The 19,281-nt window shown below is 49.4% G+C and carries 18 protein-coding genes and 2 tRNA genes; 13 read left to right on the plus strand and 7 right to left on the minus strand.

Annotation, left to right across the window (positions count from 1 at the left end):
- Positions 1-157: 157 nt before the first annotated feature.
- The 4 genes from PaeBR_RS09245 to PaeBR_RS09260 form a co-directional block, all read right to left on the minus strand.
- Positions 158-1,399, minus strand: coding sequence for an MFS transporter (locus PaeBR_RS09245; protein ID WP_410514536.1), 1,242 nt, complete (start codon positions 1,397-1,399; stop codon positions 158-160).
- Positions 1,400-1,513: 114 nt separating this feature from the next.
- On the minus strand, positions 1,514-2,422 hold the full coding sequence (locus PaeBR_RS09250; RefSeq protein ID WP_410514537.1) for a prephenate dehydrogenase dimerization domain-containing protein: 909 nt from the start codon (positions 2,420-2,422) through the stop codon (positions 1,514-1,516).
- On the minus strand, positions 2,419-4,512 hold the full coding sequence (pabB, locus tag PaeBR_RS09255) for an aminodeoxychorismate synthase component I (protein ID WP_410514538.1): 2,094 nt from the start codon (positions 4,510-4,512) through the stop codon (positions 2,419-2,421). The genes PaeBR_RS09250 and pabB overlap by 4 nt, the downstream gene beginning before the upstream one ends.
- A 67-nt stretch (positions 4,513-4,579) precedes the next feature.
- Positions 4,580-4,876 carry a chorismate mutase family protein gene (locus PaeBR_RS09260; RefSeq protein WP_410514539.1) on the minus strand — a complete coding sequence of 99 codons (297 nt, stop codon included), beginning with the start codon at positions 4,874-4,876 and terminating at the stop codon, positions 4,580-4,582.
- A gap of 659 nt (positions 4,877-5,535) precedes the next feature.
- Here PaeBR_RS09260 and pyrR point away from each other — a divergent pair.
- From pyrR to PaeBR_RS09315, 11 genes are all read left to right on the plus strand, one after another.
- A complete protein-coding gene (pyrR, locus tag PaeBR_RS09265) occupies positions 5,536-6,120 on the plus strand; it encodes a bifunctional pyr operon transcriptional regulator/uracil phosphoribosyltransferase PyrR (RefSeq protein ID WP_410515129.1) in 585 nt (194 codons plus the stop codon).
- 2 nt (positions 6,121-6,122) lie between these two features.
- Positions 6,123-7,031, plus strand: coding sequence for an aspartate carbamoyltransferase catalytic subunit (locus PaeBR_RS09270; protein ID WP_410514540.1), 909 nt, complete (start codon positions 6,123-6,125; stop codon positions 7,029-7,031).
- 90 nt (positions 7,032-7,121) lie between these two features.
- Positions 7,122-8,405, plus strand: coding sequence for a dihydroorotase (locus PaeBR_RS09275; protein WP_410515130.1), 1,284 nt, complete (start codon positions 7,122-7,124; stop codon positions 8,403-8,405).
- A 40-nt stretch (positions 8,406-8,445) separates the two neighbouring features.
- Complete coding sequence (gene carA, locus PaeBR_RS09280; protein ID WP_410514541.1) at positions 8,446-9,624, plus strand: glutamine-hydrolyzing carbamoyl-phosphate synthase small subunit; 1,179 nt, start codon at positions 8,446-8,448, stop codon at positions 9,622-9,624.
- Between the two features lies 1 nt (position 9,625).
- The gene (carB, locus tag PaeBR_RS09285) at positions 9,626-12,847 is read left to right on the plus strand and encodes a carbamoyl-phosphate synthase large subunit (RefSeq protein WP_410514542.1); all 3,222 of its coding nucleotides are present in this window, start codon (positions 9,626-9,628) and stop codon (positions 12,845-12,847) included.
- Positions 12,848-12,962: 115 nt separating this feature from the next.
- Positions 12,963-13,742 (plus strand): orotidine-5'-phosphate decarboxylase, encoded by a 780-nt coding sequence (gene pyrF / locus PaeBR_RS09290; RefSeq protein WP_410514543.1) that lies wholly within the window; start codon positions 12,963-12,965, stop codon positions 13,740-13,742.
- Positions 13,739-14,380 carry an orotate phosphoribosyltransferase gene (gene pyrE, locus PaeBR_RS09295; RefSeq protein WP_410514544.1) on the plus strand — a complete coding sequence of 214 codons (642 nt, stop codon included), beginning with the start codon at positions 13,739-13,741 and terminating at the stop codon, positions 14,378-14,380. Before pyrF ends, pyrE begins: the two co-directional genes overlap by 4 nt.
- A gap of 200 nt (positions 14,381-14,580) precedes the next feature.
- Positions 14,581-14,745, plus strand: a complete 165-nt coding sequence (locus tag PaeBR_RS09300) for a hypothetical protein (RefSeq protein ID WP_019909365.1) — start codon at positions 14,581-14,583, stop codon at positions 14,743-14,745.
- A gap of 82 nt (positions 14,746-14,827) precedes the next feature.
- Positions 14,828-14,904 (plus strand) — tRNA-Met (locus PaeBR_RS09305).
- A 45-nt stretch (positions 14,905-14,949) separates the two neighbouring features.
- Positions 14,950-15,023, plus strand: a tRNA-Ile gene (locus PaeBR_RS09310).
- 198 nt (positions 15,024-15,221) lie between these two features.
- The gene (locus PaeBR_RS09315) at positions 15,222-15,905 is read left to right on the plus strand and encodes a copper amine oxidase N-terminal domain-containing protein (protein WP_410514545.1); all 684 of its coding nucleotides are present in this window, start codon (positions 15,222-15,224) and stop codon (positions 15,903-15,905) included.
- A 41-nt stretch (positions 15,906-15,946) separates the two neighbouring features.
- On the opposite strand, the gene PaeBR_RS09320 is transcribed toward PaeBR_RS09315, so the two are convergent.
- Positions 15,947-16,477, minus strand: a complete 531-nt coding sequence (locus PaeBR_RS09320) for an ImmA/IrrE family metallo-endopeptidase (protein WP_410514546.1) — start codon at positions 16,475-16,477, stop codon at positions 15,947-15,949.
- A gap of 172 nt (positions 16,478-16,649) precedes the next feature.
- On the opposite strand from PaeBR_RS09320, the gene PaeBR_RS09325 reads away from it, so the two are divergent.
- A complete protein-coding gene (locus tag PaeBR_RS09325; protein WP_410514547.1) occupies positions 16,650-16,802 on the plus strand; it encodes a hypothetical protein in 153 nt (50 codons plus the stop codon).
- Positions 16,803-16,893: 91 nt separating this feature from the next.
- Here the strand turns inward: PaeBR_RS09325 and PaeBR_RS09330 are convergent, their stop codons facing one another.
- The gene (locus tag PaeBR_RS09330) at positions 16,894-17,331 is read right to left on the minus strand and encodes a DNA-entry nuclease (protein ID WP_410514548.1); all 438 of its coding nucleotides are present in this window, start codon (positions 17,329-17,331) and stop codon (positions 16,894-16,896) included.
- A 148-nt stretch (positions 17,332-17,479) separates the two neighbouring features.
- Here PaeBR_RS09330 and PaeBR_RS09335 point away from each other — a divergent pair, with 148 nt between their 5' ends.
- Entirely contained in the window at positions 17,480-17,782 is a 303-nt protein-coding gene (locus tag PaeBR_RS09335) for an erythromycin esterase family protein (RefSeq protein WP_410514549.1), read from the plus strand.
- A gap of 132 nt (positions 17,783-17,914) precedes the next feature.
- Here PaeBR_RS09335 and PaeBR_RS09340 read toward each other — a convergent pair whose 3' ends face one another.
- Positions 17,915-19,141 (minus strand): IS701 family transposase, encoded by a 1,227-nt coding sequence (locus PaeBR_RS09340; RefSeq protein WP_410514550.1) that lies wholly within the window; start codon positions 19,139-19,141, stop codon positions 17,915-17,917.
- Between the last annotated feature and the right edge of the window lie 140 nt (positions 19,142-19,281).

Genomic DNA, 19,281 nt, shown 5'->3' on the forward strand with positions numbered 1-19,281 from the left:
GTGTTCTGAGTGGACGCTCCGCGAACGGACCGTTGCTCCATCGCTGTGGTCTCCAGATTTTTTTTATTAACCTTAGCGGTAAAAATCCGGAGACCAAGGCGACCGCTGCGCTTTTCCGCAATCGTTCCGTCCTCTCCGCTGCTTTCAGAGGTAACCCTTACGAGGAGCAAGATACTTGGACATCTTGATTCACAGGAAGGGTTACAATCATCATTGTGGCTGCAATTAATGATATGACCGCCGCCGCAAACGATCCATAATAACTTCCTGTAAAATCATAGATCACCCCTGGTATATAAGCGCCAAAAGCAGCCCCAAGCTGATGACTCAAAGCTAGTAATCCAAACACATATCCCATAGAATGATTTTTAAAATGCTCTGCGGCAATTAATTGTACAGGTACGAATGTTGCATAATCCACGACCCCAAATAAAATGGCAAATAAAAAGAATAGTGAAGTTTGATTCGTAGCAAGCAATAAGACGATTGAGACTGCTCTGGTCATGAACAATAACCCTAAGAACATTTTTTTGTTCCAGCGGTCGGCGATTTGACCGGATAATATCGTCCCGACCAGGTTACATGCGGCTAGTACACTTATGGCTGCTCCTGTCACTTGTGTAGAATATCCATGATCATTTGCGTAGGGAATAAGATGAGTGTCCATTAATCCCGTTGTTGTAAACCCGCAAATAAAATAGGGAACGGATAAAAACCAGAATGCTTTTGATTGAAATAATTGTAAAGTTGTTTTTTTCTCAATTACATTTTGTTGATCTGTTACTTCCTCCTTGCCTTCTTCTTCCCCGTATGCAGTCAGTCCCTTATCTGAAGGCGTGTCTCTTAGAAATATGTAGAGTAATGGGAAAATTACAAGCAGTACTCCTCCCAGCAATATTACCGTTAACCTCCATCCAACCATTTGTATTAATAAAAGACTGGCAGGAACCACAAAAAATTGTCCGGCACTAGCTCCTCCATTTATGATTCCTAGTGCCAAGCCTTTCTTTTTTTTAAACCAGAGGGTTGCAGCTACTGAAGCAACAATTCCAGAAGCCCCTCCAAATCCAATGGAAGTCACACTATATAAGACAATTAGTTGCCATTGAGATGTAGTAAAGGAACTTAGTATCGTAGCAATTCCAACAAATAATGTGCTAAAGGAAAGTATATTTTTAATACCCCATTTATCAATTAACTTTCCGATAATAGGTTGGGAAAATCCGTAAACGATAAAACTGAAGGACCCCATAAGAGAGATCGTTCCTCTTAAAGCTGAAAATTCATTTTCCCATGGTTGTACAAAAGCCCCAAATGAGGATCTTACTCCTTGTACTGAAAGTAAGGCACTGCAAGATAGTATTAATATAATCCATCCGTAATGCATTTTTTTAACCATAGAATTCCCTCTTAGATAGAATTTTGAGATCCCCTTGGAAAGGGCGCGTCCAAGGAATCCAACGTCTTGGAGATCCGGGCACGAACCAGTTTACAGGGTTGGTTTGTGTTTTGGTCATTGTTTCTCTTCCTGTGCTGTTCGGCTGAGCTGCGACAGCGGCCCGTTGAAGATGCGAGCACAGAGCTCCTGATACGGTGCAAGTTCGGTACCCAAGACCTCACGGGCCTCACGCAGCATGTCAATGAATGCGGACTCATCCTTCGCCGCTGCGTTCAGCCGCTCGATGGCACCGGCAAGCGCGGCCCGCGCTGCCGGTGCTCGATGATTCGCAGATTGGACATCCCAATAGACCTCTGGCGTACCGGAGCTGATTCTCGCCAGCAGCGCGAGCAGAGTTGCGTGTGGAGGCGGGGCAAGGGAGCTCAGTTTGGCAATGTCGACATTGAGACCAGCGAGGGCCAATCCGAAGGAGAGCACCGCCGCATGAGTGAGCGCCTGCATCGCTGCGACCAGTTGGTCGTGCTCTTCAGCACCTAGCCGCACCACACGTCCGCCCCAATCCGAAAGCAGTCGGAGCAGCTCGCCCGTACGCGGCCCATCATTCTGGATGATGACGGCGACCGGACGGCCCACGATGCTTAGGCTAGGTGCAAACATTGGGTTCAGGCCGATTACCTCGAGGGGCAGTCCTAAGGCTCTGACATCAGCGGCTATGGGAGACTGCACCGAGAGGGTGTGCGCGAGAAGAGCCTCCGGCTTCATTGCCGTGCCTACAAAGGCTACCGCTCGGAGCGCCACGCTCTCCGGCAAAGCGAGTACCACCATGTCCGCCGTCTTGATGGCAGCAGACGCCTTCTTGGTCGGTGCGGTGATATCACATTGCTCGAATTGCAGTTCCACAGCCGGAGGGGTCATGTCGATGACGCATACTTCTACGCCGGATCTTGCCAGCAGGGTTGCGAACATACCACCGACACCACCAGCCCCACCCACGATTACGCACCGCCGAAGCTTCTGACTCATCGTGAACCCCCCACCGCAACGATTCCAGCCGCTGCGATGGCCGAGATCATAGCCCGTGCCTTGATCTGTGTCTCTTCAAACTCCTCTGCCGGGTCTGACAATGACGTGATTGCTCCCCCGACACCGAAGGTCGCCTTGTCCTCGGTGAAGACGATCGTTCGTATAACAATGCTGAGATCCGCAGCGCCGCTCAGTGCGAACCATCCGAGGCCGCCAGAGTAGACGCCGCGAGGTCCTCTTTCAAGCCGATCGATGATCTCCATTGTGCGAATCTTCGGAGCACCCGTCATTGAGCCGCCGGGGAAGGCGGCACGCACGCAGTCAACCGTCGATTTGTCCGGGCGTATGGTGCCGCGAATCGTCGAGATCAACTGGTGTACCGGCGTGTATGTCTCCACGTAGAACAGCCGGGGTACATGAACCGATCCAACCGTGCAAATCATGTTGAAGTCATTGCGAACCAGGTCTACGATCATCAGGTTCTCTGCGCGATCCTTTTCCTGGCTGAGCAGCTCGTTGCGCAGTTGCTCATCTTCGGCAGGAGTCGCTCCACGCATTCGGGTACCCTTGATTGGTTTGGACTCGATGACGCGATCGGTACCGATGGAGAGAAAGCGTTCCGGGGAGGCACTCAGCACCGCCCCGTCAGGAAAGTTCAAAAACGCCCCATAGGGAACCGGACTGATGCGTCGCAGATGGGTATAGGTGACCCAAGGATCGATCGAAGTGTGCACCGTTGCGGTGTTTGTTAGGCAGATCTCATAGGATTCACCGTTGCGAATTTCTTCTATGCACTCATCGATTAGTTGAAGATAGGCTTCCCGGTCATGCCGCAACTCGATGGCGACATCGTGATCAGGTACGTCCGTGAGCACCGTGGACTCGTGCGAATCATGCGATGCGGCGGGCAGCTTGCCTATGCGCTGTTCTGTTGCATCAATCCAGGCGATCGCTTCTTGATCGTCATCAATCGAGAGGCACAGCAAGTAGGCTTCTCGTTCAAAATGATCGAGGACGAGCATGCGGTCCGCGAACAGCAGGGCAGCATCGGGAACTTCAGATTGGTACTGGCTGCTCCCGCAGGTCTCGACTTTCAGCTCGTAGCCTATGTAACCCACATAACCCAGATTAAAGTCAAACGGCAGATCTTCCGGCGTAGGGGTTGCGCGACGGCGCATTTGCTCATCAAGATAATCGTAAAATGGCTGTCGAATGGACTTGGGCTCTTGACCTGCGCGGTGTATGTTAACCTCACCTTCGGCAATCCGATAGGTGATATATTCTGCGTTCGCCCCAGTGCCGTCACCGAGATAGGAGAAACGTGATAATCCGTCGATGACTGCACTGCTGTCCAGCCAAAATCCATGCGGGGCATCGGCAAACAGTTCCTGATAGCTCGTCTGAGCGTCAGGGAAGGTCGCCAGTTGGCGGACATGAATCTGGTAGAGGCCGGGTTCGTTGCAAGAGGGCTGCTCTGATGACGGCTGTTTCTCAGCTTGTCGAGTGCGAAGCGGAGTCAGGTCGCGGAAGTTGGCAAGCAACTCGCGCCCGTACTCGCTGCAGATTGACTCTGGGTGGAATTGCACTCCCCAAATCGGTAAGGTGCGATGCCGCAGACCCATCATCAGTCCATCCTGGGTCCACGCGATCGCTTCTACCTCATTACTAAGCCCGGTCACAACAAGGGAGTGATAGCGCACAATGGAGAACGGTGACGGCAGCCCTGCGAAGATGTCGATTCCAGAGTGCCGGACGTCTGAGACGCGTCCATGCATAGGCTCAGGAGCGTGGTTAAACTGACCACCAAACAGGTGGGCAATACCCTGGTGGCCGAGGCAGACCCCGAGTACCGGCAACCCGGAGTCGAGAATTGCAGCAGCGCTAACGCCGAAGTCCCGCGCCCGGTCCGGTCGGCCCGGGCCCGGAGAGATTACGATGTTGTCGATCTTATCAAGCGGCACCTGTGACCAGTCGAGGTCATTATGGACAACCAGCGGCGGCCGCCCATTCACCTCACTGATCAACTGATAGAGGTTATAAGTGAACGAGTCGTAGTTATCGATTAGAAGTGTTTGTATCCCTGAAGACATTCTAACAATTCCTCCTTTCCGTGATGTTCGGCTCGATATGAAGCCGAACTGTTAGTGAGGGTCTGGCTTACTCCTTTGCTGTTTTGCCGATCACTAAATCCTCAACCCTGCAGGTTTCGGAAATGATGAGTTCATAGAATTGGCGCAAGAAATCTGCGCTGATATCATTCGCAGCAGCGTAGCGAGCTGCGCGTTCCTGAACAAAGTTGATCCGATGCGGCTGCATCATCGGGATATCATGCTCACGCTTATAGAGCGCGATTCGAACGCAGCACTCTATACGTGATTTTACCGTATCAAGCAATTGCTCATCGATCTTGTCGAGTTCGGCGCGCAGGTCTTCAAGCCCTTTCTCGGATGACATATGGATTCCTCCTTTTCTACATTCTGTTGGTAAACGAGAGGGCCCTTGCCTCGTGAGGATTGAGTAAAAAGGTCCAGTTTTACCAGTTAATTCTGATTAAGTTGTAAAACATTTAGTAGCGCTACATTATGTATTGAATAGCAAAAAAACTCACCCTTTAAATCCGTTCACCCGTTTTAGGGTCTGATGGCTATACTCCGAAGCTTGCTGCTGTTTATCATCCCGCACGAAGATGATTTCAAGTAGCTGCTTTTTTTTGCAAATTCCAGTTCATTAAATCACAGTGCGTTTGTTTTGTAAATATATTGAATTACAGCCTAATGACTAGGGGAGTGATCTTGTTTTTGGAAAATCAAATATTTTACTTGATGTTGAATAGAGAAAATATCATCTCCGATTTGACACTCGTCGCGAGTTCTGTCATAATTTCAGTTAAATGAATAGCGCCTTTAATTCAGTCCCGTGAGGCTGGCAAGGTAACGTGAATCGAGGTTCGCGACTCTTAGAAGGGTATCCGTATGTATACGGATGATCTTTTTATGCGCGCGGACAATCCATCTTTCTTAATCTGCGGATTTCACTCCTTGCCTGCTTTGGGCAAGGAGTTTTTTGATTTCCGGGAACTTGGACAGGCAAACAAGCTGGAGGATGACGCGATTATGGTTACTGAGAAAAATGTCATTATGGATGAAACGGCAATTCGCCGGGCGCTGTCGCGCATTGCGCATGAGATTTTGGAGAAGAACAAGGGTATTGAGAATTGTCTGCTGGTCGGCATTCGTACCCGCGGGGTGTACCTGGCACAGAGGATCGCGGAACGGATCAAGGAGATTGAAGGTGTCGACATTCCTTACGGGGAGCTGGATATCACGCATTACCGGGATGACCGCGAAGAGGGCGGCAGTGAAACTGGTGAAGCGAACGATCAGACGGTGGTTAAGAGCAATCTGACCATCACCTCTGGCAGTGCGGGTATCCACGATAAAAAAGTGATTTTGTTCGACGATGTGCTGTATACGGGCCGCACGATCCGGGCGGCAATGGACGCTCTGATGGATTGCGGACGGCCGCGGATGATTCAACTGGCTGTACTGGCGGATCGCGGACATCGGGAATTGCCGATCCGTCCGGATTATATCGGTAAAAATGTCCCCACCTCGAAGCACGAGCAAATTGAAGTGGCACTGACAGAATTCGACGGCAAGGATGAAGTATATATTATTTCAAACCGGGAGGAACGATAACAATGATGACAGCAACCAAGGTGAAAGAACGCAGTTTGCTGGGGATCAAGGATTTGGACCGGTCGGAAATAAGCCAACTGCTGAATAGAACAGCCTACTGGGACAGCCAAAGCGAGAAATTAACACCCGTGCTGGAATCTCGGTTTGTGTCGAATATGTTCTTCGAGAACAGCACGCGCACCCGGTTTTCATTCGAAATGGCCGAAAAGCGCCTCGGCGCCCAGGTTCTGAATTTCACGGCTGCGGCTTCCAGTGTAGAAAAAGGCGAGTCGATTTACGATACAGTTCGTACTCTGGAATCCATGGGCATCGATGCCGGAGTTGTGCGATTGAAGCCAGCAGGGGTACTGCAGCAGTTGGCAGAGAAGGTCTCCATTCCGCTCATCAACGCCGGTGATGGAAACAATGAGCACCCGACACAGGCGCTGCTCGATATGTATACAATGACTAAAACATTCGGTGAATTAAAAGGTCTGAAGGTCTCGATTATCGGAGATATTATGCATAGCCGTGTAGCACGCTCCAATCTATGGGGGCTGACCAAGATGGGGGCACAAGTGCAGTTCTGTGCACCGGAAAATATGAAGGCTCCCGAGCTCGCGGCCTATGCCCCATATGTATCCATTGATGAGGCAATGAAGGCGGATGTAGTAATGATGCTCCGCGTGCAGCTGGAGCGGCATGCAATGGGCATGCTTCAATCGGCGGAGGAATACCGGCGGCAGTTCGGACTTACGGAAGAACGTGCAGCCAAGCTTGGTACAGGTACAATCATTATGCATCCGGCTCCGGTTAACCGGAACGTGGAAATTGACGACGCTGTAGTAGAAAGCAGTAAATCAAGAATTTTTCCGCAGATGGCCAATGGTGTGCCTGTTCGTATGGCAGTTATCGAAAGAGCGATGCTGTAAAAATGTATTAATAAATATACACAAAGATGAATTTTTATTATATAATGACGAGAGGCCTGCAAGAGCTGTGCGCGGGCAAAAAGGAGAATTATAACAGTGATTATTAAGAACGCCAGCGTTATTAATAAGCAAGGCACTTTAGAACTTAAACATATTGTACTTGAAGACGGAATGATCTCTGCTGTTATTGAAGGTCAAGAAGAGGTAGGCGGGTCTGGGGAAATCGTGGATGCGGAAGGCAAGCTGCTGATTCCAGGATTGATTGATATGCATGTGCATCTTCGTGAGCCGGGCTTCGAGCACAAGGAAACGGTGGAAACCGGAAGCCGTTCGGCGGCTAAAGGCGGATTCACTACGATCGCTTGCATGCCTAATACACGGCCCGTAACCGATACACCGGAGGTCGTGCAATTTGTGAAAGACAAAGCGCGTGAAGCTGGTCTGGTGAAGGTGCTGCCGTATGCGGCAATCACGAAGAATGAGCTTGGCCGCGAGCTGACCGATTTTGCCGCGTTGAAGGAAGCTGGAGCGATAGGCTTTACCGATGACGGGGTGGGCGTGCAGAGTGCGCAAATGATGAAGGACGCCATGAATATTGCAGCGTCTCTGGATATGCCGGTTATCGCTCACTGTGAGGACAACTCACTGGTTGAGGGTGCTTGTGTAAACGAAGGAAAGTTTGCGACACGGCATGGATTAAAGGGAATACCTAATGAATCTGAAGCAATCCACGTAGGCCGGGATATTTTGCTGGCTGAAGCTACGGGGGTTCATTATCATGTGTGCCATGTCAGTACAGAGCAATCTGTACGGCTGATCCGGCAAGCGAAGGAGATTGGCATTAAAGTAACTGCCGAGGTTTGTCCGCATCATCTGCTGCTGTCAGAAGAAGACATTCCGGGCATGGATTCCAATTGGAAAATGAACCCGCCCCTGCGTTCCCGGCGTGATGTAGAGGCATGTATCGAGGCTCTGCTGGACGGCACGCTCGACATGATCGTTACGGATCATGCACCGCATAGCGAGGAAGAGAAAGCCAAGGGCATGCAGCTTGCACCTTTTGGCATCGTTGGCTTCGAGACGGCCTTCCCGCTGCTGTATACAGCCTTCGTAGAAACGGGTAAATGGGATCTATCCCTGCTGGTACAGAGAATGACTGCTGATCCGGCCCGGGTATTCCGGTTGAACACAGGTATTCTTGACATCGGGGCTCCCGCAGATTTGACACTGATTGATCTGGAGCAGGAAAAGGAAGTGGATCCTGGATCCTTCGCAAGCAAAGGGCGCAATACTCCTTTTGGAGGCTGGAAGCTTAAAGGCTGGCCAGTAATGACTTGGGTAGACGGCAGAGAAGTATGGAATGAAAATAACTAACGAAACTTTACTATAGAAACAAACAGAAGGAGTGAAGGGAATGCAGGCGAGATTGCTGCTACAGGACGGAACACTGTTCACAGGTACCGCTTTTGGGGCTGAGGGCGAGAAGACGGGCGAGGTTGTTTTTAACACAGGGATTACGGGATATCAGGAGGTGCTGTCGGATCCTTCGTACTGTGGGCAAATCGTTACTATGACATACCCGCTGATCGGAAATTACGGCATTACCAGGGATGATTTCGAATCTGTTCGCCCTTTTGTGCACGGTTTTGTCGTGCGTCGCCATGAGACCGTACCGAGCAACTGGCGGGCCGAATACAGTGTGGACGACTTGTTGAAGGAATACGGTATTCCCGGCATCAGCGAAATTGATACACGGATGCTGACGCGCATCATCCGTCACTACGGAACCATGAAAGCCATCCTGACCACTTCGGGCAAGCGTGTGGAGGAGTTGATGGAAATGATGGGTGACACGACGATTGAGGAGCTTCGCAATCAGGTAGCCCGCACATCAACGACTACCATGTACAGCAGCCCGGGAAGTAAAGAACGGATTGTTCTGGTGGATTATGGTGCCAAAACCGGTATCCTGCGCGAGCTGAACAGCCGCGGCTGTGATGTGGTAGTAGTGCCTCATGATGTAACAGCGGACGAAATCCGCCGGTTGAACCCGGATGGCATTCAGCTGTCCAATGGCCCCGGGGACCCTAAAGATGTACCTCATGCTGTCCAAACCATTTCGGAGCTGCTTGGTGAATATCCGATTTTCGGGATCTGCCTGGGTCATCAGCTGTTTGCTCTGGCTTGCGGAGCGGATACAGAAAAGCTTAAATTCGGTCACCGCGGCGGGAACCATCCTGTCAAGGAACTGGAAAGCGGACGCTGCTTCATCACCTCCCAGAACCATGGCTACACGGTGAATGAGGACTCTGTCAACAACACTGAGCTGGAAGTTACGCATATTAACAATAATGATAAGACTGTCGAAGGACTTAAACATACCCGCTACCCCGCTTTTTCGGTGCAGTATCATCCGGAAGCGGCGCCGGGACCGCATGACAGCAGCTATTTGTTCGACCGTTTTCTGCAAATGATTGCAGATCACAAAGCCAATACTCCTGTAAGCTCGCGCCAGGCGCAGCTTGCAGCGAACGCCAGAATCACGGCGCCGAAACCAACAGCACAGCTTGAAGCCGTGAAAGGAGCTCTATAACATGCCAAAGAACGATAAGCTGAAAAAAATACTCGTGATTGGCTCCGGGCCAATCGTCATTGGCCAGGCTGCCGAGTTTGACTACGCAGGAACTCAGGCCTGCCAGGCGCTTAAAGAAGAAGGCGTGGAGGTCGTGCTGATCAACAGCAATCCCGCCACCATCATGACCGATACGAACATGGCTGACAAAGTTTATATCGAGCCAATTACTCTTGAATTCGTAACCGGTATTATCCGCCAGGAGCGTCCGGACGGATTGCTGCCAACGCTGGGCGGGCAGACCGGCCTGAATATGGCTGTAGAACTTGCCCGCGCAGGGGTACTCGAGAAAGAGAACGTAAAACTGCTGGGCACACAGCTTGAATCCATCGAGAAGGCAGAGGATCGGGATTTGTTCAGAGATCTGATGCGTGAGCTGGATCAGCCTGTACCTGAAAGCTCCATTATCACTACCTTGGAGGAAGCTCTTGAATTCGCGTCAGGAATCGGATATCCGCTGATTGTACGTCCGGCCTACACCTTAGGCGGAACAGGCGGCGGGATTTGTGACAATGAAGAAGAACTTCGTGAGACGGTCAAAGCGGGTATTCGTTACAGCCCGATCGGACAATGCCTGGTAGAGAAGAGCATTGCGGGTATGAAAGAAGTTGAATACGAGGTTATGCGTGATGCGAACGACAACTGTATCGTTGTCTGCAACATGGAGAACTTTGATCCGGTCGGAGTGCACACCGGGGACAGTATTGTTGTAGCTCCGAGTCAGACGCTTTCAGACCGCGAATATCAAATGCTGCGCAGTGCTTCACTCAAAATCATCCGTGCGCTTAATATCGAAGGCGGCTGCAACGTGCAGTTCGCGCTTGATCCGCAGAGCTACCAATATTATGTAATTGAAGTAAATCCGCGTGTCAGCCGTTCCTCGGCGTTGGCTTCGAAAGCTACAGGCTATCCGATCGCCAAAATGGCCGCAAAAATCGCGCTGGGCTATACGCTTGATGAAATTGTCAATCCGGTTACCGGCCAGACGTATGCCTGCTTTGAACCTACACTTGACTATATTGTAAGCAAAATTCCACGCTGGCCTTTTGATAAATTCATCTATGCGAACCGGAAGCTTGGCACTCAAATGAAAGCTACTGGCGAGGTTATGGCGATCGGCCGTACCTTTGAAGAGTCGATTCATAAAGCCATCCGTTCCCTGGAAATTGGGGTGCACCGTTTCTACCTTCCGGGTACAGATGCTCTGGAAGAGAATGTGCTGCGTGAACGTCTGGCCAAAGCCGACGATGAACGTCTTTTCCTAATCGCAGAGGCCTTCCGCCGCAGGTATACATTACAAGAAGTTCAGGACATCACGAACATCGATTGGTGGTTCCTCTCCAAGATTGAAGGATTAATTCAATTTGAAGATGTTATTCGTGGAGAAGAAAGCCTGACTGAGGAAACATTGTATCAAGCCAAGCGTAAGGGATTTACGGATCGTGCCATTGCAGAAATACGGGCACAAGCATATCCTGACGGCGAACAAACCAAAGAATCCGAGGTTCGGGTATTCCGTCTGAAGCAAGGACTGACACCTGTTTTCAAAATGGTAGACACCTGCGCGGCTGAATTTGAAGCTTCCACACCGTATTACTATTCGACCTATGAGACGGAGAATGAGGTCATTCATTCCGACAAACAAAAGGTCATAGTACTTGGCTCCGGACCGATCCGGATTGGTCAAGGGATTGAATTCGATTATTCCACTGTGCACGCGGTATGGGCTATTCAAAAAGCAGGCTATGAAGCAGTAATTATCAATAATAATCCTGAGACGGTATCTACGGACTTCAACACTTCGGACCGGTTGTATTTTGAACCGTTGTTCTTTGAAGATGTAATGAACGTAATTGCTCAGGAGAATCCAATCGGAGTTATCGTACAGTTCGGCGGGCAGACGGCTATCAACCTTGCAGCACCTTTGAGTGCAGCTGGGGTTAATATCCTCGGCACAAGCCTGGAAAGTATTGATGAAGCAGAGAACCGTAAAAAATTTGAAGCGCTTCTCACTCGTCTAGATGTGGCACAGCCAAAAGGCAAGACAGTCAATTCGATAGATGATGCAGTAGAGACTGCACAAGAGCTTGGTTATCCTGTGCTTGTACGTCCTTCCTATGTACTGGGCGGACGCGCAATGGAAATTGTCTACAATGACACGGAACTGCTCAGCTACATGGTAGAAGCGGTTAAGGTCAACCCGGAGCATCCGGTATTGATTGACCGTTATATGCTGGGTAAAGAGGTGGAGGTTGACGCGATTTGCGATGGGGAAACGGTTGTTATTCCGGGTATCATGGAGCATGTGGAACGCGCAGGTGTTCACTCCGGTGACTCTATAGCTGTATATCCTCCGCAATATCTGGATGAAGGCCTGAAGCAGAAGATCGCAGACATTACGATCAAGATTGCCAAAGAGCTGAAAACCATTGGACTGGTCAACATTCAATTTGTCATTTATCAAAATGAAGTGTATGTAATCGAAGTGAATCCACGTTCCTCGCGTACGGTTCCTTTCCTGAGTAAGGTCACAGGGATTCCTATGGCTCACTTGGCTACAAAGATCATTCTCGGCAGCAAGCTGAAGGACGATGGTTATGTGGAAGGTCTGTGGCCGGAAAGCGATTATGTATCGGTTAAAGTGCCTGTGTTCTCTTTTGCTAAACTGCGCAGAGTAGAGCCCACACTGGGACCTGAAATGAAGTCGACCGGTGAAGTAATGGGCCGTGATAAACTGTACGCCAAAGCATTGTATAAGGGCCTGATCGGAGCTGGGATGAAGATTCCGGCTACGGGAGCTATCATCGTTACAGTAGCGGATAAAGACAAGGCGGAAGCGGTTGAGCTTATGAAAGGCTTCCATGCCATGGGCTACAAAATCATTGCTACAGGCGGTACGGCGATTGCGCTGGAAGATGCCGGCCTCAATGTAATGAACGTAAATAAGCTTGGTGAAGGAGAGCCGACCATCGTCGATTTGATCCGCGGTGGTAAAGCCAACTTCGTCTTTAATACACTGACCAAGGGCAAAACACCGGAACGTGACGGGTTCCGTATCCGCCGTGAAGCGGTAGAGAACGGTGTCGTATGTATGACCTCGCTCGATACGGTGAAGGCGCTCCTGATCATGCTGCAGACCATTAACTTCTCTTCGGAGTCCATGCCTGCTTTTGTCGGACAATAAAGATACCTCTTAGGGCAGCATTCGAACGGTTTGCGTTTATTCGCAGACCGTTCCGCTGTGCCCGGGTCTAATAAATCTATAGTGCGTCACAGCCGCACTGGATAGGAGCGATGATATGGCACAAGGAGAAGGGCAGCAGACGGAAGAGAATATACGGCTTACGGCGAAGCGGGAGGAAATGGCGCAGCGCCTGATGATCGCCCTGGATTATCCTGACGTTACACAGGCGAAGCTGTTCATTCAGAAGCTGGAAGGAATTCCTTGCTACATGAAGGTCGGGATGCAGCTTTTCTACGCGGCGGGACCGGAATTCATCAAAGAACTGAAGACACGCGGATATTCTGTATTTTTGGATGTCAAAATGCATGATATCCCCAATACCGTAAAAGGGGGCGCAGAGAGCCTGACACAGCTGGGCGTGGATATGTTCAACGTCCATGCATCAGGCGGTTCGGTCATGATGGCAGCGGCCCGTGCTGGAGCAGCCTCTGCGGTGAGTGGAAATCCGGCATTAAGCATGCCGCTGATTATTGCAGTCACGCAGCTGACCAGCACGAGCCAGGAGGTCATGAACGGCGAGATTGGAATTCCCGGCAACGTAACGGACACCGTGGTGAGATACGCTAAACTGGCGGCTGAGGCCGGTCTGGACGGCGTTGTGGCCTCGCCGCAGGAGTCGGCAGCGATTGCTGAGGCCTGCGGCCCTGCTTTCCGCACAGTAACACCAGGCATCCGTCCGTCCGGTTCGTCCCTGGACGACCAGTCCCGGGTAATGACGCCTGGACAAGCCATCCGGCAGGGCAGCCACTACCTCGTAGTAGGCCGGCCTGTAACGTCTGCAGCGGACCCGCGTCAAGCTGCACTAAATATCATTGAGGAGATGATTCAGGCATGAGCTCATTATTGAATAAGAGTGAACAAATAGCAGCCTATTTATTGAACATTGGAGCGGTGGCGCTACGTCCGCAGGAGCCTTTTACCTGGACTTCCGGAATCAAGTCCCCGATCTATTGCGATAATCGCCTGACCTTGTCTTACCCTGAAGTCCGCAGCTATATTGCCGATGCTTTTGCTGAGCTGATATCCAGTCAGTATCCGGAGACTGAAGTGATTGCGGGTACGGCTACAGCAGGTATACCGCATGCGGCATGGGTAGCCCAGAAGCTGAATCTGCCGATGGCTTATATTCGTGACAAAGCGAAAGGCCATGGCAAGCAGAACCAGATCGAGGGCCTGATTGCTCCCGGACAAAAGGTTATTGTCATCGAAGATTTGATCTCCACCGGCGGCAGCTCCATCAAGGCAGCACAGGCTGTTCAGGAAGCAGGCGGTGAGCCGCTGGCTGTGCTGGCTATTTTCAGCTATGAGCTGGATCGTGCTACAGAAGCGTTCTCTGCTTCTGGAATTCCTCTTCAAAGCTTATCCAACTATAGCACCTTGATTGATGTGGCGCTTAACCAGGGTAAGATTGCCCCTGGTGACGTGGAGCTGCTCCAGTCCTGGAGAAAAGACCCGGCAGCTTTTGGCGTGTAGGGCATAATCTCAACAATAGCAGTACCTTAAGCTCCCCTCGCCCCGCAGGCGAAGGGGAGTTTTTCGTACTGAGCTACGGAGGCTTGTTTGTTACGCCTAATCCTCTAGACTTCACCTTTGCCGGGTTATTTTATGAAAAATGGGCATGCTAAGTTCGGAGCAGGGTATAATCAATTTGCGAAAAAGGAGAAGAGGGCATCATGAATTGGATATACTTCGCGAAACTGTTCAGAACCCGATTTCAAGCAGGATGTCTCGCAAAACGCCTGGAGCAGGATGGCTGGATTTACGGCTATCATGACCCGCGGTTTGTGGAAATTTACCGCTCCCGTAAAGGTCGTTACGGTGTGCGTTTCCTTCCTTGAGAACTTTTGCTAATCCCTTCTTGACTTATTACCCTCATGTAATGTATATTATTTATTGTCGCTGTTTGAATATGATTACTGACGCGGGGTGGAGCAGCCCGGTAGCTCGTCGGGCTCATAACCCGAAGGCCGCAGGTTCAAATCCTGCCCCCGCAACCAATTTATTTACAAGCAGCAATTATATATGACGGATATTTTTCATCCGGGCCCTTAGCTCAGTTGGTTAGAGCGGTCGGCTCATAACCGATTGGTCGGGGGTTCGAGTCCCTCAGGGCCCACTTATCAAGAACCCTTACTTTGTAAGGGTTTTTTGCTTTGAAAAACTGTAGAATAGGAAATAACAAATTTCTCGAAAAAAGGATGATATTATGAATTTTCTCTTGGGTAAAATATGGGTTGTATGTTTCATCTGTTTGTTCATATTTCCGGGAGCAAATAATGTACAGGCTAAAGGGCAAGAGGAGATACCGATTCACTTGAAAATAGATAAATTTTATATTTTATATACCCAGCCCTCTTCTCCGTTTGTTGATGCTAATCACCGCCTGCTTATGCCGCTACGGGCGAATCAGGATTTAATGGGGGGGACTGTTACATTTGATAGCTCGTCAAAAACGGCTAACCTATTATTGTTAAACCATACGTTTGAAGTTACTATCGATTCTAAAATTGCAAAAGTGGATGGTAATACAATTATAATGGATACCTCTCCGGTACTAAAAGGTGGCTCTATGTTTCTGCCAGTCCGCTTGTTTCTGGATTATACGGATGTGAAATATACATGGGATCAAAAGAAACAGTTGCTTCATATTACCGATGAACGAATGGCGGCAGGGCAGCCCTTTGAAGATTTTGCGGGAAATGATTTCACTTCTGGCAGCATCGATGGTGCTCTTAACCTAACTTCCTTTACGATGTTTCCTCATTCTTTATCCATTAAAGCCCTTAATATTTCGGGAGAAGATATACCAAAAGGCAAATCTGACATTCATCCATTGGTCGTGTTTAAGAACAAAGGCGGATTCGCAACGGATTCCTACACCAAGCCGAGTTATCCGGATTTGCCCGAGGTTAAAAAAGGGGCATCCATAACGGTCACACAACGCTTTGATACAATAAATGCCGCATATATTATCGCTGCAGCAAGAAGAGAGCCTTAAGCAAACGATCATAGCATTACCGTAAAATCGCCTCATTCCGGCTATTTTCTGGAGAGCCTCTCCCCACGAGTCTCCATGACAGCCAATAGCTGTCCTTGAAAAATCCGTCTTTGGATTTGATCTATACGCTGCATCGCCAGCTCTGCCGGCACTTGAAACTCGGTTGTGATCATGCTGATAGCTTCGCTTCTAAGCTCCGGCAACGTACTTCTCGAGATCATGGAGTACGGCATTGCTGCATAGAGGATAAAACGATCCGCCTCATCCTCTTGGGGCTGTGTAAAATGCTCGGGCATCAGCGTCTGCTTACCGGCATGGCGGAGCAAATGACAGAGCTCATGCAGAAACTCCAGACGCTGTATACCGGCCGGCAGGCGGCTGTCAATGAACATACTGTACATACCGGCAGAGGCTTCAATTCCCTTGCTCCTCACAGCTAAATAATGAATCCAAATATGAAGGCGTTCAGAAATATACTCTATCGAGATTTGCGAAGGATCCTTGATGTCCAATCTTTCATAGAAGTCCTCCGTCCATTTCTCCAAAGCAGTCATTTGATAATAGTTTTTCATTGATAGGTCACCTCTTAGGGATAAATAGGAACAAATGTTCTGTATTGCTAAGCATAAAGCAATTGCAGGCGAATATCAAGCGGCCCAACTATTCTTTGCCATTTTGCCCAAACGGTATAGTCTTTTGCCACATATTCTGGACTGTAGTTAATATTAAGAGGAGGTTATTAACATGGGAAATGAATGTTGTTACGGAGGAAATGTTGGAGGAGCGAATGTAGGCCCAGGTCATGTAATGCCGGTAGTTTGTCCTTGGACTTCCACAGGCGCAATTCTGGTTCTGTACATTCTGTTGGTTATTATTTTAAAAGCCTGTATATTCTAAACAAGCAAATAACCGTTCCAGTCCTGCCAGGTAGCTACCTGCGGGCCTGGAACGGTTATAAGTTACCGGATAAGTGATCCCGTTTGTATTCTTATTTGAACATAAATTCTACGCGCGTACCGTCAGCAAAATCCTCCAATTGATTGCCGACCCAGCTTCCGGCACCACGATTATCGCTTGGCGCTATGTATTCGATGTCAGCGCCTTCTCCGCCTTCCCGGCACATGGCCATGGGCCACTCGTCCCGGTCATAGCCCTTTTTGGTAGGCACCCCTTTCAAGGATAGACTGCGGTTCTCATCAGCACCCTCCCGGTCAATGGTGCAGACCGGCTGCTCTCCGCTTGCGATAGCGTCCTGAATATGTCTGGCAGTCTCCGGATAGCGGTCCGAAGGAAAGACAAGCTTTATAGCCTCTTCATTTGATGGAACTGAGGGCTCGTTGCTCAGTCTATCTTCTCCGTACTTATAAACGATAATGGAAAATAACAGGAGAATAATGAGACTTATTAATTTTTTTCGTGCTTTCACTGCGGCTCCTCCATTATGAAAATATTAATATCATTAATTAGTATATCTTAAATCAATAAGGTGAATAAAGAACTCCTTGTCCTTATTGGGCGACAGACAGCATTGTTGACATCAAAGACGCATGTTTTGTGCTGGATGCGTGCAAACTTTGGAAGAAATAATCTGGGGGGCTCCGCTGGAAAAAATGCGCGTACCGCAGGCTGCAACAAATAGCTGGGAGGAGCTTCTGCACCGGGACGGAGCGGAGGATAAGCTGCTCTTTTTCGACACGGAGGAGCCCGTTTTGGATGAGACCGTCATCGGTCACCGGGCGATTGGCGTCGTATACCACCCGGAATGGGAGCGGGGCAATTACGTTTCTACTGTTATATCCAAACGTTATGATGCTTTTATTTACATCGATAAAACGAATGCAGTGTCTCCGCTTGCGGTAGAAACCGTCCAAGTTTAGGGGCATCCCCCGTTGTGGCTGCCGGATAGAAACCGGCGGTTTTATTTTATATTTCAATAACTTGAGTCTTGCAAAAACACAGATCGTCTAGCCCCAAAGGGCATACTGGTAGCGTGAAGCCAAAAATGGTGTTTAGGCGGTGAGCTTCAACCGTTTCAAAACATCGAAAAGTGGTGTTTTCGCCAATGCCTGCTCGTACACATACACGACCAGTTGTCCAAAGTAATCTTGGCGAATCCGTCTTACGACATCTCCAAACGTTAATTGGGCGTTCGTTTTTGACCATTCATAGCGCTGCAGTTCGACGAAATTTTGTGTCAAAAATTGAATCACCCAAAACCGCTCGATCGCTTGAAACGACCACAATTGGTAGTGGTCAAAGCCCATTAAATCCTTGAAGTAACGATAGCCGGTCTCGATGTGCCAGCGTACATCGTAATAGCGCAGGATGGTCACGACATCCAGACTCTTATCCGTACACAGAATAAAGAAAGGGTTCTTACCGGACTCATACGTGTTCTCCCAAGACATCAGGACGTTGACATTCTCGATATCAGCCACAGGACCTTCGTATTGGTAAATCCAGTACGTCTCTCGATTCTCCGTGGTAACGGAACGAAGATCAGACTTTCGGACGTACTGGGAGGTAAAATCTGCTAACGATATCCGAATACCCGCAGGAGCGATCAAACGGTTGCTTTTGAGAGCCGCGATAATGTGAAATCCCTTGGCATTACAGGCGTTGACGATTTTCTCGCTCGTATACCAGCTGTCCATCAGTACGTAAACGAGCTCATCATCAGAGGCTGGATAATCCTCGATCATTTGGATGGCCAAGTCATTTTTGCTTTTGAACGGAAGATTATGCTTCTCGCAGTATTCCTTCCGAAAGTAGGGACGGAAATCCCAGGACAGGGAGAAGCCATCGGTCACCAGATGAGACGTGACGAGGCAATGCGACCATTGGCTTTTGCCATCGTCGTGAGCAAAATGAAAGTCCAAGCCTTCCATTCGTTTGGTGCTCTTGTCTTTCTTGCAACTGGTATCATCAATGATGAAGAAAACCAGGGTTCGCGAGTCTCCTTTGTTCCGGCGTGATCGACGAATCCGCTCGATTAGAAATTGTATACGCCGCCGCTGAACACGGTTCTTGCACCAGGTGGATTCTTTCAGAAAGCGAGTGATACAACTAAGATCCCGATATTGTCCGGTCTGCTTTCGGATCGAAGTGATCGTTTTGCGTCCTTCACATAACAGGATGCCGTGCATCAATGAAATCATATGATTACGCTGCGGACGAGACAGCATCAATTGAAGAGATAAAATGAACTTGACGAGGGGCATGTACGAGGTTACCATATTCCTAGACATCTCCTTTTGGGAATTTGTGGGCGTGGTAACCAACAATTTCTCCAAATCCGGTAGATGTCCTTTTTATTTTTGCACCTTCGACAAAGGTTCTGATTTATCGTCAATTGATCTCATAGATTTACAACAAG

The organism is Paenibacillus sp. BR2-3 (assembly GCF_046529485.1).
Lineage (GTDB): Bacteria > Bacillota > Bacilli > Paenibacillales > Paenibacillaceae > Paenibacillus_AQ.

Coding starts and splice junctions, on each gene's coding strand:
- carB (WP_410514542.1), top strand. CDS start 9,626: ATGCCAAAGAACGATAAGCTGAAAAAAATACTCGTGATTGGCTCCGGG.
- PaeBR_RS09250 (WP_410514537.1), bottom strand. CDS start 2,422: ATGAGTCAGAAGCTTCGGCGGTGCGTAATCGTGGGTGGGGCTGGTGGT.
- PaeBR_RS09320 (WP_410514546.1), bottom strand. CDS start 16,477: ATGAAAAACTATTATCAAATGACTGCTTTGGAGAAATGGACGGAGGAC.
- PaeBR_RS09260 (WP_410514539.1), bottom strand. CDS start 4,876: ATGTCATCCGAGAAAGGGCTTGAAGACCTGCGCGCCGAACTCGACAAG.
- pyrE (WP_410514544.1), top strand. CDS start 13,739: ATGAGCTCATTATTGAATAAGAGTGAACAAATAGCAGCCTATTTATTG.
- PaeBR_RS09300 (WP_019909365.1), top strand. CDS start 14,581: ATGAATTGGATATACTTCGCGAAACTGTTCAGAACCCGATTTCAAGCA.
- pabB (WP_410514538.1), bottom strand. CDS start 4,512: ATGTCTTCAGGGATACAAACACTTCTAATCGATAACTACGACTCGTTC.
- PaeBR_RS09325 (WP_410514547.1), top strand. CDS start 16,650: ATGGGAAATGAATGTTGTTACGGAGGAAATGTTGGAGGAGCGAATGTA.
- PaeBR_RS09270 (WP_410514540.1), top strand. CDS start 6,123: ATGATGACAGCAACCAAGGTGAAAGAACGCAGTTTGCTGGGGATCAAG.
- PaeBR_RS09245 (WP_410514536.1), bottom strand. CDS start 1,399: ATGGTTAAAAAAATGCATTACGGATGGATTATATTAATACTATCTTGC.
- carA (WP_410514541.1), top strand. CDS start 8,446: ATGCAGGCGAGATTGCTGCTACAGGACGGAACACTGTTCACAGGTACC.
- pyrR (WP_410515129.1), top strand. CDS start 5,536: ATGGTTACTGAGAAAAATGTCATTATGGATGAAACGGCAATTCGCCGG.
- pyrF (WP_410514543.1), top strand. CDS start 12,963: ATGGCACAAGGAGAAGGGCAGCAGACGGAAGAGAATATACGGCTTACG.
- PaeBR_RS09340 (WP_410514550.1), bottom strand. CDS start 19,141: ATGGTAACCTCGTACATGCCCCTCGTCAAGTTCATTTTATCTCTTCAA.